General features: G+C 70.9%; 11 protein-coding genes. 8 read left to right on the forward strand and 3 right to left on the reverse strand.

Annotated features, from left to right (window positions below):
• Positions 1-117: 117 nt before the first annotated feature.
• The gene (rocD, locus tag H9624_RS15850) at positions 118-1,326 is read right to left on the reverse strand and encodes an ornithine--oxo-acid transaminase (protein ID WP_251840868.1); all 1,209 of its coding nucleotides are present in this window, start codon (positions 1,324-1,326) and stop codon (positions 118-120) included.
• Positions 1,327-1,493: 167 nt separating this feature from the next.
• On the opposite strand from rocD, the gene H9624_RS15855 reads away from it, so the two are divergent.
• From H9624_RS15855 to ilvD, 5 genes are all read left to right on the forward strand, one after another.
• Positions 1,494-2,309 (forward strand): ABC transporter substrate-binding protein, encoded by an 816-nt coding sequence (locus H9624_RS15855; protein WP_251840869.1) that lies wholly within the window; start codon positions 1,494-1,496, stop codon positions 2,307-2,309.
• Positions 2,310-2,313: 4 nt separating this feature from the next.
• Positions 2,314-3,099: an amino acid ABC transporter permease gene (locus H9624_RS15860; protein ID WP_251840870.1), complete on the forward strand. Its 786-nt coding sequence runs from the start codon at positions 2,314-2,316 to the stop codon at positions 3,097-3,099.
• A complete protein-coding gene (locus H9624_RS15865; RefSeq protein WP_251840871.1) occupies positions 3,096-3,839 on the forward strand; it encodes an amino acid ABC transporter ATP-binding protein in 744 nt (247 codons plus the stop codon). Before H9624_RS15860 ends, H9624_RS15865 begins: the two co-directional genes overlap by 4 nt.
• A gap of 67 nt (positions 3,840-3,906) precedes the next feature.
• Positions 3,907-6,711, forward strand: coding sequence for a M14 family zinc carboxypeptidase (locus H9624_RS15870; RefSeq protein WP_251840872.1), 2,805 nt, complete (start codon positions 3,907-3,909; stop codon positions 6,709-6,711).
• Positions 6,712-6,824: 113 nt separating this feature from the next.
• The gene (gene ilvD / locus H9624_RS15875; RefSeq protein WP_251840873.1) at positions 6,825-8,525 is read left to right on the forward strand and encodes a dihydroxy-acid dehydratase; all 1,701 of its coding nucleotides are present in this window, start codon (positions 6,825-6,827) and stop codon (positions 8,523-8,525) included.
• A 73-nt stretch (positions 8,526-8,598) separates the two neighbouring features.
• On the opposite strand, the gene H9624_RS15880 is transcribed toward ilvD, so the two are convergent.
• On the reverse strand, positions 8,599-9,579 hold the full coding sequence (locus H9624_RS15880) for a quinone oxidoreductase family protein (RefSeq protein ID WP_251840874.1): 981 nt from the start codon (positions 9,577-9,579) through the stop codon (positions 8,599-8,601).
• 322 nt (positions 9,580-9,901) lie between these two features.
• Here H9624_RS15880 and H9624_RS15885 point away from each other — a divergent pair, with 322 nt between their 5' ends.
• The 3 genes from H9624_RS15885 to ilvC all read left to right on the forward strand — a co-directional run bounded on the left by H9624_RS15885 (position 9,902) and on the right by ilvC (position 13,383).
• Positions 9,902-11,749: an acetolactate synthase large subunit gene (locus H9624_RS15885; protein WP_251840875.1), complete on the forward strand. Its 1,848-nt coding sequence runs from the start codon at positions 9,902-9,904 to the stop codon at positions 11,747-11,749.
• A gap of 13 nt (positions 11,750-11,762) precedes the next feature.
• Positions 11,763-12,287, forward strand: coding sequence for an acetolactate synthase small subunit (gene ilvN / locus H9624_RS15890; RefSeq protein ID WP_110853694.1), 525 nt, complete (start codon positions 11,763-11,765; stop codon positions 12,285-12,287).
• A gap of 67 nt (positions 12,288-12,354) precedes the next feature.
• Positions 12,355-13,383 carry a ketol-acid reductoisomerase gene (ilvC, locus tag H9624_RS15895; protein ID WP_251840876.1) on the forward strand — a complete coding sequence of 343 codons (1,029 nt, stop codon included), beginning with the start codon at positions 12,355-12,357 and terminating at the stop codon, positions 13,381-13,383.
• A gap of 66 nt (positions 13,384-13,449) precedes the next feature.
• Here the strand turns inward: ilvC and H9624_RS15900 are convergent, their stop codons facing one another.
• Positions 13,450-14,565 (reverse strand): ScyD/ScyE family protein, encoded by a 1,116-nt coding sequence (locus H9624_RS15900; RefSeq protein WP_251840877.1) that lies wholly within the window; start codon positions 14,563-14,565, stop codon positions 13,450-13,452.
• Positions 14,566-14,611: the final 46 nt, after the last annotated feature.

Below are 14,611 nucleotides of genomic sequence, written 5' to 3' on the forward strand. Positions count from 1 at the left end.
CAGCGCCGATGGTACTGCGTGGGAGACTACGTGGGAGAGTAGGACACCGCCGAACACCCATTCCCGTAAGGGCCGCACCTCTGGTGCGGCCCTTACGTGTTTCACCACCCACACCCTCTACCCCCGCACCACCATCAACGCCGCCTCCAACCGCTCCACCAACCACACCAGCTCCTCCTCCGTCACCACCAACGGAGGAGCCAGACGGATCGTCGCGCCGTGGGTGTCCTTCGCGAGCACGCCGTGGTGCTGCAGCTCCTCGCACAGGCGTCTCCCGCTGGCGACGCGCGGATCGAGGTCGATGCCGGCCCACAGCCCGCGGACGCGGTGACGCAGGATCCCGAGGGCGTGGAGCCGCGAGAGGCCCTCCTCGAGGACGGGCTCGAGGCGGCGGACGTGGTCCTGCACGTCCCCGGGCTCGAGGAGCTCGACGACGGCCTCACCGACGGCGCAGGCCAGCGGGTTGCCTCCAAAGGTGGAGCCGTGCTCGCCGACGCCGAGGACGCCGAGGATGTCGTGGTCGGCGACGACGGCGGAGACGGGGAGCACCCCGCCGCCGAGCGCCTTTCCCAGGATGAAGACATCGGGGACCACTCCCTCCCACTCGCACGCGAAGGTGTGGCCAGTGCGGCCCAGCCCGCTCTGCACCTCGTCGGCGAGGAGCAGCAGGCCGTGGCGGTCGCAGATCTCCCTCACCGCCGCGAGGTACCCGCGCGGTGGCAGGAGGACACCGGCCTCGCCCTGGATGGGCTCGAGAAGGACCGCCGTGGTCGTCGGTGTCACGGCCGCCTCCAGGGCGGCGGCGTCACCGAAGGGGACGAGGTCGAAGCCGCCGTCGTACGGTCCGAAGCCCGCGCGCGCTGCCGGGTCGCTCGAGAACCCGACGATCGTCGTCGTCCGGCCGTGGAAGTTCCCCTCCGCGACGATGATCCGCGCTCGCCCGTCCGGCACCCCGCGCCTCGTGTACGCCCACTTCCGTGCCACTTTGATGGCGGTCTCCACCGCCTCGGCCCCCGTGTTCATCGGCAAGACTCGCTCCTTGCCGCACAACCGGGCCAGGCGCGTGGCAAAGCCGGCCAGGCGGTCGTTGTGGAAGGCACGGCTCGTGAGGGTGAGGCGGTGCAGCTGCTCCTCGGCCGCCGCGAGCAGGGCGGGGTGGGAGTGGCCGAAGTTGAGGGCGGAGTATCCCGCGAGAGCGTCCAGGTACTCGCGGCCCTCGACGTCCCGGACCCACACGCCGCTTCCCTCGCTCAGCACGACCGGCAGCGGCGCGTAGGTCTGCGCGAGCACGGACCTCTCGGCTGCGATGGTCTCCGCCGTGGTCATCGACGCCTCCTCGCCTCGGTGCGATCCATCACGATGGTAGGCAGGAGAACCCTGGGAAGTCCGCGTTTCGAGACGGATCCAGCGGGGCAGCCATGTGACACGCCGGTAACGTGGGACCGCGTAGCATGACGCCAGCCGTCTCTCACCCAGCAGAAGGACAACGGACAATGAACTCTTCTCCTCTGGCCCGACGCTCCGCGCTCGCCGCGACGGCAGCCGCGGCGCTCCTGCTCGTGTCGGCCTGCGGCAGCGACGAGGGGGAGAGCGGTGAGAGCGCCGGTTTCGGGCTGGTCAGCGACGGCACGCTGACCGCCTGCTCCAACGTCCCCTACCCGCCCTTCGAGTTCGAGGACGCCGAGGCGCCGAGCGGGTACAGCGGCTTCGACATCGACCTCCTCCAGGCCATCGCCGACGACCTCGAGCTCGACCTCGCCGTCGAGAACGTCAGCTTCGAGGCGCTCCAGTCCGGCACCACCTTCGTCTCCGGGCAGTGCGACGTCGGCGCCTCCGCGATCACCATCACGGAGGAGCGCCAGGAGAACCTCACCTTCTCCGAGCCCTACTACGACTCCCTCCAGTCACTGCTCGTGGCGCCGGACTCGGGCATCGACTCCATCGCCGACCTCGCGGGCAAGAACGTCGGCGTCCAGGCCGGGACGACCGGTCTGTCCTACGCCGAGGAGAACGCCGAGGGCGCCACGCTCGTGGAGTACCCGGGCAACGCCGAGCTGTGGTCGGCGATCCAGGCCGGCCAGATCGACGCGATCCTCCAGGACCTGCCCGTCAACATCGAGAACGCCGAGGCGGACCCGAGCTACGTCATCGTCGAGGAGTACTCGACCGACGAGCAGTACGGCTACGCCATGGCCAAGGACGCCTCCGCCGAGCTCGTCGACGCGATCAACTCCTCGCTCCAGGGTCTGCGCGACGACGGCACCTACCAGGAGATCTACGACTCCTACTTCGCCGTCGACCCCCGCTAAGCCCATGCGTCTCACCACACGCCGGCGGCTGACCCGGGCGGGGATGTACGTCCTGTTCTTCGCCGCACTCGCGGCCGTCGCCCTGCTGGCCGACTGGGAACGGATCTCCAACCAGTTCTTCCGCCTCGACATCGCCCGGGACCAGTTCCCGGAGATCGTCACGATCGCACTGAAGAACACGCTCCTCTTCACGCTGATCTCCTTCGCCGGCGGCCTGGTGCTCGGGATCCTCTTCGCCCTCATGAAGCTGTCGAGCGTCGGTCCCTACCGGTGGTTCGCCACGGTGTGGATCGAGCTGTTCCGGGGGCTGCCGGCGCTGCTGACGATCTTCGTGATGGCGTACGTCGTGCCGATCGCCTTCGGCTTCCGGATCCCCGGCGGCAACGTCGGGGCCGGCCTCGTCGGGCTCATCTTCGTCGCCTCCGCGTACATGGCCGAGGTGATCCGGTCCGGTATCCAGGCCGTGCCCAAGGGGCAGAGCGAGGCGGCCCGGTCGCTCGGCATGTCCCCGGCCGAGACGATGGTGCGAATCATCCTGCCGCAGGGCTTCCGCATCATCATCCCGCCGCTGACCAACGAGTTCGTGCTCCTCCTCAAGGACACCTCGCTGCTCTTCATCGCGGGTTCCACGGTCCTCACCAAGGAGCTCACGACCTTCGCGCGCGACGGTCAGACGACGACGGGCAACGGCACCCCGCTCGTCATGGGTGCCCTGCTCTACCTGGTGATCACGATCCCGCTCACCCGGCTCGTGGCAGTGCTCGAACGACGGATGGCGAGGGGACGATGACGGGCACCACCACCCCCGCGATCGAGATTACGGGACTGCGCAAGAGCTTCGGCGAGAACGAGGTGCTCAAGGGCATCGACCTGTCGGTGCACCAGGGCGAGGTCGTCTGTGTCATCGGCCCCTCCGGCTCGGGGAAGTCCACCCTGCTGCGCACGGTCAACAGGCTCGAGGAACCGAGCGGCGGCTCCCTCCGTATCGAGGGCGAGGACATCCTCGACCCGGACTGCGACATCGACGCCGTGCGCACCCGCATCGGGATGGTCTTCCAGCAGTTCAACCTCTTCCCGCACCTCGACGTCATGGGCAACCTCACCATCGCCCAGCGCCGCGTCCTCAAGCGCGGCAAGCAGGAGGCCGCCGAGGTCGCCCGCGCGATGCTGGAGCGGGTGGGCCTCGCCGACCGCGGCGGCGCCTACCCGGCGCAGCTCTCCGGCGGCCAGCAGCAGCGCGTGGCCATCGCGCGCGCCCTGTCGATGAACCCCGACATGATGCTCTTCGACGAGCCGACCTCCGCGCTCGACCCCGAGCTCGTCGGTGAGGTCCTCGACGTGATGAAGCTCCTCGCCGCCGAAGGCATGACGATGATGGTCGTCACCCACGAGATGGGCTTCGCACGCGAGGTGGGGGACCGGCTCGTCTTCATGGACGACGGCCTCATCGTCGAGGAGGGCGTACCCGCCGAGGTCCTCGCCTCCCCACAGCACGCCCGCACCCAGGCGTTCCTGTCGAAGGTGCTCTAGCCGCTCCCACCCCCGCTGCTGGTGCACCTCCGCAACACCTTCGTGAACAGTTGATGAGAGGAACACGATGCAGGTTCGACGACGAGTCTGGGGCGGTGCGGCGGTCTCCGCCGTGCTGCTGGGGGCGGTGACGGTCCCCGCCGCGGGCACCGGGCCGGTGGCCACGGTGGTCACGCCCCCGACGGTGAGCGCCGCACCCGAGGACGACGGCGTGCCCTACCCGCGGCAGGAGCCGCTGACCGAGCCGCCGGTCAACGAGGACGACCTGTCCTACGGCCGTGGGGCCATCCCCTTCCACGAGATCGCGCCGCTGCTCAACGACCTCGCCGAGGGCAACGAGTACGTCTCCACCGAGGTCGTCGGCCAGTCCACCGAGGGACGCGACCTGTACCTCGTGACGATCACGGCCCCCGAGACGGCCGAGGAGAGCGCCCAGCAGGACGAGTGGCGCGACCGGATCAAGCACGACTCCGACGCCGCCCAGGACGACGCCGAGCTCGTGGCCGGCTACAAGCCGCCGATCTGGTTCAACAACAACATCCACGGCAACGAGTGGGACGGCACCGACGCCTCGCTCTCCTACATCACCGAGCTCGTCGAGGCGCTCGAGGCGGGCGACGAGGCCGCCGTGGCCCTCGCTGAGGGCTACCGCCTCTACTTCACGGTGAGCAACAACCCCGACGGCCGCGTGGCCGGCACCCGCGCCACCGCGCTCAACCTCGACGCGAACCGTGACTTCATCACGAACACGACGCCGGAGACCCGCGCGATCCGTGACCTCACCGGGGACCTGCAGCCGGTCTTCTTCATCGACCTGCACGGGTACACCGGCAACCTCCAGGTCGAGCCGACCGGCCCACCGCAGGGTGAGAACTACGAGCACGACCTCCTCATGCCGTACTCCTACGCCGCCGCGCTGCGCATCGAGCAGGACGTCGTCGCCGCCGACATCGAGGGCAACCCGCTGACCGAGGACGGGGGGATCATCATCCCCTTCCGTGACATCCCGGACGGCTGGGACGGCTGGCCGCCGATCTTCACCCCGCAGTACGTCCAGTTCCAGGGCTCGATCGCCTACACCGTCGAGCTCGGCCCCGGCCGGACGAACGACCCCGAGGAGAGCGCCCGACGGCTCGCGACCAACCGCGCGGTCGGTCACCAGGTGATCGAGTCGACGGTCGCCTACGTCGACGAGAACCGCGACGCCATCCTCGGCAACCAGATGGAGATCTTCCGCCGCGGTGAGGCGGGTGAGCCGCTCCGCGAGATCCCGGCCAACCCGGACCCTGAGGACTACGCCGGTCCGGACGAGTGGACCGAGGAGTGGGACGAGCCCGACGTCACGGGCACCGACTTCCCGCGCGCCTACGTCATCCCCGCGGGCACGACCGACGCCGCGACCCTCGTCGACCACCTCCTCGCCCACGGTGTCGAGGTCGGCACCGCCGACGCCGCGTTCACCGCCGGTGACCAGGAGTACCCGGCCGGCACCTTCGTCGTCGACATGCACCAGCCGCTGCGCGGACTGGCCAACGTCCTCCTCTCCGACGGGTCCGACATCTCCGACCGCGTCCCGAGCATGTACGACATCTCCGCGTGGAGCCTGGGCCGCCTGTGGGGAGCGGAGGTCGACCGCGTCGGAGACACGACCGACCCGGCCCTGCCTGTCACGGCGACGCCGCTCGTCGTCGCGCCGCCGACCGGAGCCTTCCCCGACGACGCCGAGTACGTGAGCCTCGCGCTCGAGGGCGTCGCGGCGGTGCAGGCGGTCAACCTGCTGCTCGCGGGCGGGGTGGCCGTCGCCGACGTCGGTGACGGCACCGTCGTCGTCGGCCCCGACGGCCTGGAGGAGGCGGAGGTGGTGAGCGAGCTCCTCGGCGTCGCCTTCACCGCCACCGACGGGAGCGAGCTCGCCGGCGACGACGTCCGCGGCCTGTCCGCGCTGCGTGTCGGCTACACCTCGTCCGCCGCCTACGGCGGTGAGGACGAGCTCGTCCTCACCGGTCTCGGCTTCGTCGACCCGGTCCGCGTGACGCCGGCCGGGCTCGCCGACGGGACCGTCGACCTCGACGAGATCGACGTGCTGTGGCTCGGCTCGCAGCTGCGCCTCGGCGAGGGGGACGCCGCCGCCCGGGCCGCCCGGGAGCTGGACGACTACTTCGACGAGGGCAAGGGCGTCGTCGCCTCCGCGCAGGCGGGCATCTGGGCGGCCGACACCTTCGAGCTCTTCGAGGCGGCGGCGGTGAGCGGTCCCGGCCGCGCCAACGGTGTCGCGCTCGTCGACACGGCCGACGGCGTCATCGGCGCCCAGGCCGAGGACGCCGCGTTCACCTACGGGCCGGCGTACTTCACCGACCTGGGGGAGGAGGTGACGGTCGAGCAGACCTTCACCGCCGAGCCGCTGCTCAGTGGGCACTGGCTGCCGAACGAGGACGGGACCGGCGGGCCGGAGCAGGCCGCAGGCCAGCCCTCGGTCATCTCCGCGGTGACCGATGACGGCTCTCGCGCCCTCGTCTTCGGGACCGACCCGCTCTTCCGCACCCACCCGCGCGGGATGTTCGACGACGTCGCGGCCGCGCTCTTCTGGGCGGGCCCCGAGGGGGCACTCGTCGAGCCGCCCGTCGAGGAGCCGACCGAGGAGCCGACGGAGGAGCCGACCGAGGAGCCGACCACCCCCGAGCCGACCGAGGAGCCGACGACGGCCCCGACCTCCGAGGAGCCCACGGTCGCCCCGACGGCCGCCCCGACCGACGGCCCGGGGAGCGGGCGCCTGCCCACCACGGGCGCCGACGTCTGGGCGCTCGGCGTGCTCACGGTGCTGCTCGCCGGAGGTGGCGCGGCGCTCGTCGCCCGCCGTCGCCTGACGGACTGACACCGGCCTGACCCTGCGGGGCGGCACCTCCGACCGGGGTGCCGCCCCGCTGTCATGTCTTGACGCTCGAACGCGCGCCAGGAGTGTCGGTCCGGAGTCTTAGACTCGGGGACATGACCACCGAAGCCACTGACATCAAGCCGCGTAGCCGTCAGGTGACCGACGGCATCGAGGCGACGGCGTCGCGGGGCATGCTCCGCGCCGTCGGCATGGGGGACGACGACTTCGCCAAGCCCCAGATCGGCATCGCGAGCTCGTGGAACGAGATCACGCCCTGCAACCTCTCCCTGGACCGTCTGGCCCAGGGAGCGAAGGAGGGCGTCCACGCCGGCGGTGGCTACCCCCTCCAGTTCGGCACCATCTCCGTGTCCGACGGCATCTCGATGGGCCACGAGGGCATGCACTACTCGCTCGTCTCGCGCGACATCATCGCCGACTCGGTCGAGACCGTCATGCAGGCCGAGCGCCTCGACGGCTCCGTGCTCCTCGCCGGCTGCGACAAGTCGCTGCCGGGCATGCTCATGGCCGCGGCCCGCCTCGACCTCGCCGCCGTCTTCCTCTACGCCGGCACGATCATGCCGGGCTGGGTCAAGCTCGAGGACGGCACCGAGAAGGACGTCACGCTGATCGACGCCTTCGAGGCCGTCGGCGCGTGCTCGCGCGGACTCATGAGCAAGGGCGACCTCGACCGCATCGAGCGCGCGATCTGCCCCGGCGAGGGCGCGTGCGGTGGCATGTACACCGCCAACACCATGGCCTCCGTGGCCGAGGCCATGGGGATGTCCCTGCCAGGCTCCGCCGCCCCGCCGTCGGCCGACCGTCGCCGCGACATGTTCGCCCATCGCAGCGGTGAGGCGGTCGTGGAGATGCTGCGCCAGGGGATCACCGCGCGCGACATCATCACGAAGAAGTCGCTGGAGAACGCGATCGCCGTCGTCATGGCCTTCGGCGGCTCGACGAACGCCGTGCTCCACCTCCTCGCGATCGCCAACGAGGCCGAGGTCGACCTCACGCTCGACGACTTCAGCCGCATCGCCGAGCGCGTGCCGCACCTGGGCGACCTCAAGCCCTTCGGCCGCTACGTCATGAACGACATCGACCGCATCGGCGGCGTCCCCGTCGTCATGAAGGCGCTGCTCGACGCCGGGCTGCTCCACGGGGACTGCCTCACCGTCACCGGCAAGACCGTCGCGGAGAACCTCGAGGGCATCAACCCGCCGGACCCGGACGGCAAGATCCTGCGCGCGCTGGACAACCCGATCCACGCGACCGGCGGCATCACCATCCTCGGTGGCTCCCTCGCCCCGGAGGGGGCAGTCGTGAAGTCCGCGGGCTTCGACTCCGACGTCTTCGAGGGCACCGCCCGCGTGTTCGAGCGTGAGCGGGCCGCGATGGACGCTCTCGAGGACGGCACGATCCAGGCCGGCGACGTCGTCGTCATCCGCTACGAGGGCCCCAAGGGCGGCCCGGGCATGCGCGAGATGCTCGCCATCACCGGCGCGATCAAGGGCGCCGGTCTCGGCAAGGACGTCCTCCTCCTCACCGACGGCCGTTTCTCCGGCGGGACGACCGGCCTGTGCGTCGGGCACGTCGCCCCCGAGGCCGTCGACGCCGGTCCCATCGCCTTCGTCCGCGACGGCGACAGGATCCGCCTCGACGTCGCCGGCAAGACCCTCGACCTCCTGGTCGACGAGGACGAGCTGGCCCGGCGCCGCGAGGGCTGGGCGCCGATCGCCCCGCAGTTCACCAAGGGCGTGCTCGGCAAGTACACGAAGCTCGTCCAGTCGGCGAGCAAGGGCGCCATCCTCGCCTAAGCCACCCCCCTCTTACGCCGAGAGCCGGATTCCTCCACGGAGGATCCGGCTCTCGGCGTAAGAGGAGGCGAGGCTAGGGGACGAGGAGGACCTTGCCCGTCGTCTGCCGGCCCTCGAGGGCGGTGTGCGCGGCGGCGGCCTCGGCGAGCGGGAACTCCTGCCCGATGCGGACGTCCAGCCCGTCGGCGACGGCGTGGAAGAGGTCAGCCGCCCGCCACAGCAGCTCGGCACGGTCGGCGGTGTAGTGCGCGAGCGTCGGGCGGGTGACGAAGAGCGAGCCCGCACCGTTGAGGCGCTGGAGGTCGAACGGCGGCACCTGACCGCTGGACCCGCCGAACAGGACGAGCATCCCCCGTGGGCGCAGGCTGCCCAGGGAGGCGTCGAAGGTCGCCCTGCCCACGCCGTCGTACACGACGTCGACGCCGCGTCCGTCGGTGAGCTCACGAACGATCTGGGGCAGCTCGCCCGTGAGGTCGTCCAGCTCGGTGTAGCGGACGACCTGCTCCGCGCCGGCCTCGCGGGACAGGAGCTCCTTCTCCTCGGTCGACACGGTCGAGATGACGCGGCCACCCCGCCGGACGACGAGCTGGGTGAGCAGGAGCCCCACCCCGCCCGCGCCGGCGTGGACGAGCGCGACGTCGCCGGGTGACACCGGGAAGGTCGAGGCGCTGAGGTAGTGGGCGGTCATCCCCTGGAGGGGGAGCGCGGCGGCCGTGTGGAGGTCGATCCCCGCCGGGACCGGGATGGCCTCCTGCACCGGGACATTGACCCGCTCGGCGTAGCTGCCCGGCGCGGCCGCCCACGCGACGTGGTCACCGACCGAGAACTCCGTGACGCCGTCGCCGAGCTCGACGACGGTGCCGGCGCCCTCGGAGCCGACGACGTGCGGGAACTCCATCGGGTACACCCCGCCGCGACGGTAGGTGTCGATGAAGTTGACCCCCGCGGCGGCCACCTCCACCCGGACCTCGCCGGGGCCTGGCGGCGTGTCGGGCAGGTCGACGACGGTGAGGACCTCGGGGCCCCCGGCCTCGGTGGCGTGGATGGCGCGCATGGCTCCATGTATACCGGTCGTCCCGCGGAGCACCGCGGCAGCGACCACGGCTGGACGCGGCCGGCGGGGCCGTCGGAGGCCGTCGCCGCACAGACGCCGTGTCAGATGCCGGGACGGGAAGCCAGCATGTGAGACGGTTTGGGCCCGTCCGGTGGTCGGGGCTACAGTTTCGGCATGCAGCAGGACGTCGTACTTCACAGGCGCGCAGCCGCCGACCGCTGAGCCGGTCCCGCTGCGCGCATCCCTTCGCACCCTCCTCGGGTCGAGGGGTTTTTTGTTTGCCGCTCTGCCGCACCACCACCGAGGTACCAGGAGGGTCATCATGGCCAAGGGACCAGTCCCCGCGCCGCCCCGCACCACCCCGCAGCCGTCGGCGCCGAGCGTCGTCCCGGCGTCGGCCGCGCCCGTCGGGCAGATCCGCGAGGAGGTCAACGGCGCCAAGAGCATCGTGCGCTCCCTCGAGGAGGTCGGCGCAGAGGTCATCTTCGGCATCCCCGGCGGGGCGATCCTGCCCACCTACGACCCGCTCTTCGACTCGAAGCGGCTGCGCCACATCCTCGTGCGCCACGAGCAGGGTGCCGGCCACGCCGCGACCGGCTACGCCGCGGCCACCGGCAAGGTCGGCGTGTGCATGGCGACGTCCGGCCCCGGCGCGACGAACCTCATCACCGCGCTGGCCGACGCCAACATGGACTCCGTGCCCCTCGTCGCCATCACCGGCCAGGTGGGGGCGAGCGCGATCGGCACCGACGCGTTCCAGGAGGCCGACATCGTCGGCGCCACGATGCCGCTGACGAAGCACTCCTTCCTCGTCACCGACCCCGACGAGATCCCCGCGCGCATCGCCGAGGCGTTCCACATCGCCTCCACCGGCCGCCCCGGCCCGGTGCTCGTCGACATCGCCAAGAGCGCCCAGCAGGCCCCGACCACCTTCGCGTGGCCGCAGCACCTCGACCTGCCCGGCTACCGTCCCGCCGTCAAGCCCCACTCGCGCCAGGTGCGCGAGGCCGCACGCCTGCTGGCGACCTCGCGGCGTGCGGTGCTCTACGTCGGCGGCGGCGTCATCCGCGCCCAGGCCTCGGAGTCGCTGCGCCGGCTCACCGACCTGTCCGGCGCGCCCGTCGTCACCACGCTCATGGCCCGCGGTGCCCTGCCCGACTCCCACCCCCAGCACCTGGGCATGCCCGGCATGCACGGGTCCGTCGCGGCGGTCGCCGCGCTCCAGCAGGCCGACCTCATCGTCACGCTGGGTGCCCGGTTCGACGACCGCGTCACCGGCCAGCTGTCGTCCTTCGCGCCCAGGGCGACGATCGTCCACGCCGACATCGACCCGGCCGAGATCTCCAAGAACCGCCACGCGGACGTCCCGATCGTCGGCGACCTCGCCGACACCATCCCCGACCTCGTCACCGAGCTCGCCGCTGCCCACGAGCAGTTCGGCAAGCCGGACATCGAGGCGTGGTGGCAGCGTCTGGACGAGCTGCGCGAGACCTACCCCCTCGGCTGGACGCCGACGGCGGACGGGCACGTCGCGCCGCAGCACGTCATCAGCCGCATCGGGGAGATCTCCGGCCCCGAGTCGATCTTCGCCTCGGGCGTGGGCCAGCACCAGATGTGGGCCGCGCAGTTCATCCGCTACGAGCACCCGCGCACCTGGCTCAACTCCGGTGGCCTGGGCACCATGGGCTACGCGGTGCCCGCCGCCATGGGCGCGAAGGTCGGCATGCCGGACCGCACGGTGTGGGCCATCGACGGCGACGGCTGCTTCCAGATGACCAACCAGGAGCTCGCCACCTGCGCACTCGAGGGCATCCCGATCAAGGTGGCCGTCATCAACAACTCCTCCCTCGGCATGGTCCGGCAGTGGCAGACCCTCTTCTACGACGGCCGCTACTCCAACACCGACCTCAACACCGGTCACCAGACCGCCCGCATCCCCGACTTCGTCAAGCTCGCCGAGGCCTACGGCTGCGTCGGCCTGCGTGCCGAGTCCGTCGGCGAGGTGGACGACACGATCAAGCGGGCGATGGAGATCGACGACCGTCCCGTCGTCGTCGACTTCGTCGTCAGCCGTGACGCGATGGTGTGGCCGATGGTCGCCGCCGGAGTGAGCAACGACGACATCCAGTACGCGCGGGGGATCACCCCCTCGTGGGACCGCGACGAGTGAAGCGAGGAAAGCGATGAGTACCCGTCACACCCTCTCGGTGCTGGTGGAGAACAAGCCTGGCGTGCTCACCCGCGTCTCCGCGCTGTTCGCCCGCCGCGCCTTCAACATCCACTCCCTCGCCGTCGGCCCGACCGAGCACCCGGACATCTCCCGGATCACGGTCGTCGTCGACGCTGCGGAGCTGCCCCTCGAGCAGGTGACGAAGCAGCTGAACAAGCTCATCAACGTCATCAAGATCGTCGAGCTGGAGCCGGAGTCCTCCGTCCAGCGCGAGCTCCTGCTCGTCAAGGTCCGCGCCGACGACGCCTCGCGCACCGCCGTCCTCCAGGTCGTCGAGCTGTTCCGGGCCCACGTCGTCGACGTCGCCCCGGACGCCGTGACGATCGAGGCGACCGGCTCGCACTCCAAGCTCCAGGCGCTGCTCACGGCGCTCGAGGCGCACGGCGTCCGCGAGATCGTCCAGTCCGGCACCGTGGCCATCGGCCGCGGCTCCCGCTCGATGACCGACCGCGCCCTCGAGCGGGTCCGGACCGCCTGACCCCCATACTGACCAACGAAGCACCGGCCCCCGCGGGGCCACCACACCAAACACCAGGGAGAACACTGTGGCTGAGCTGTACTACGACGACGACGCCGACCTGTCCGTCATCGCCGGGAAGAAGGTCGCCGTCATCGGCTACGGCAGCCAGGGGCACGCCCACGCGCTGAACCTGCGCGACTCCGGCGTCGACGTCACCGTCGGCCTGCGTGAGGGCAGCTCGTCGGCCGCCAAGGCCAAGGACCAGGGGCTGCAGGTCGCGAGCATCGCCGACGCCGTCTCCGGTGCCGACGTCGTCGTCATCCTCGCCCCGGACCAGGTGCAGCGCACCCTCTACGCGCAGGACATCGAGCCCAACCTCAAGGCCGACGCCACCCTGCTCTTCGCCCACGGCTTCAACATCCGCTTCGGCTACATCAAGCCGGCCGCGGGCCACGACATCGTCATGGTCGCCCCCAAGGGCCCGGGCCACCTCGTGCGCCGCGAGTACGAGTCCGGCCGCGGCGTGCCCGTCATCGTCGCCGTCGAGCAGGACGCGACCGGCACCGCGTGGGACACCGCGCTCTCCTACGCCAAGGCCATCGGTGGCCTGCGCGCCGGCGGCATCAAGACGACCTTCACCGAGGAGACCGAGACCGACCTCTTCGGCGAGCAGGCCGTCCTGTGCGGTGGCACCTCCCAGCTCGTCCAGTACGGCTTCGAGGTCCTCACCGAGGCCGGTTACCAGCCCGAGGTCGCCTACTTCGAGGTGCTCCACGAGCTCAAGCTCATCGTGGACCTCATGTGGGAGGGCGGCATCGCCAAGCAGCGGTGGAGCATCTCCGACACCGCCGAGTACGGCGACTACGTCTCCGGCCCGCGGGTGATCTCCCCGGAGGTCAAGGAGAACATGAAGGGCGTGCTCGCCGACATCCAGTCCGGCGCCTTCGCGGACCGCTTCATCACCGACCAGGACGCCGGTGCGCCGGAGTTCAAGGAGCTGCGCGCCAAGGGCGAGCAGCACCCGATCGAGACGACCGGCCGTGAGCTGCGCAAGCTCTTCAGCTGGGTGGAGACCAAGGACTCCGACTACACCGAGGGCAGCGCCGCGCGCTGACCGACGACATGAGGCGCCGGCCGGGGACCGCCGGGGCGGGCGCCTCGTGCGTGGGCGACCGTGCGATCAGTCGCCGTAGCCGTACCTCACGAGCGCGCCCTCACCGAAGGTGCCGGTGGTGGCGTACACCGTGTGGCCGGCGACGGCGACGTCTGCAGGTGAGTTCGCCTCGAAGAGCGTCGTCGCCTCGTTGTCGCCGTGGGGGATGGCCGAGACCCTCCCGCCGAACATCTCCGCGACGACGACGGTGCCGTCCGGAGTCACGTCCAGGCCCGTCGCGCCGTGCAGGTCACCGGCGACCTCGAAGGTGTACTCGGCGTCCGGGCTGATCCAGTAGACGCTGCTCAGCGGCAGGACCTCCCCGGCGCTCCCGCCCAGCGTGCTGACGTACAGCCCGCCGAGCCAGCCCACCTGGACGTCCGTCGGCACCGGCTCGGCGATGAACCGCTTGCCGACGATGCAGTCCGGGATGTCGAGCCCGAGCTGTCCCTCCAGCGCGGCCTCGAGCCCGGCGGTGAACTTGATCGTCTTCCCGGGCAGGACACTCACCGTCGAGATGTCACCGGTGCTCTCGTCGACCTTGAGGACCGCGTTGGCGGCCGCGTCGGCGACGTAGATGGCGCCGTCGTGCACCTCGAGCTGGTAGCCGTGCGACTCGACGATGCCGCGGTAGTTGACGATCGGGAAGCCGGCCGTCTCCTCGAAGGCGGTGAGCTGGTCGAGGCACGTGCCTCGCGCGTTCGTCACGCCGTAGCGCTGTGACCGGTCCGGGTTGTTCGCGATCTCGTAGGCCCACAGGTCGTCGCTGACGACGGTGCGCTCACCGTCCTTCGTCCTGACGATGTAGGTGGTGGGCGCCTCGCCGCTGAAGTCGCTCTCGATGTGGTAGGTGGCGCCGTCGCTGTAGGCGACGCCGACGAGCTCGGCGGTCTCCGGGCTCCCGTCGAGGGTGCGGAGGTTGGTGACCGCGCCGGTGCCGTCGACCTTGGACAGGGTGTTGGCGAAGGTCTGGGTGACGTAGACGTCACCGCCGTCGCCGGTGGCGACCGTGAGCGGGCCGATCAGACCGCCCGTGACCACCTCCGGCTCGGGGACGTGGTCGTCGGCCTGGGCCGGGACCATGAGGAGGGAGGCGGCCAGGGCGAGGGTGCCCGCTCCGGCCAGGGTGGACTTCTTGCGCATGGGCTTCTCCAGGCGTGAAGAGGACGACCGTCCCTGGCTGGGACGA

This window comes from Oceanitalea stevensii, from assembly GCF_014837105.1.
Taxonomy (GTDB): Bacteria; Actinomycetota; Actinomycetes; order Actinomycetales; family Actinomycetaceae; genus Oceanitalea; species Oceanitalea stevensii.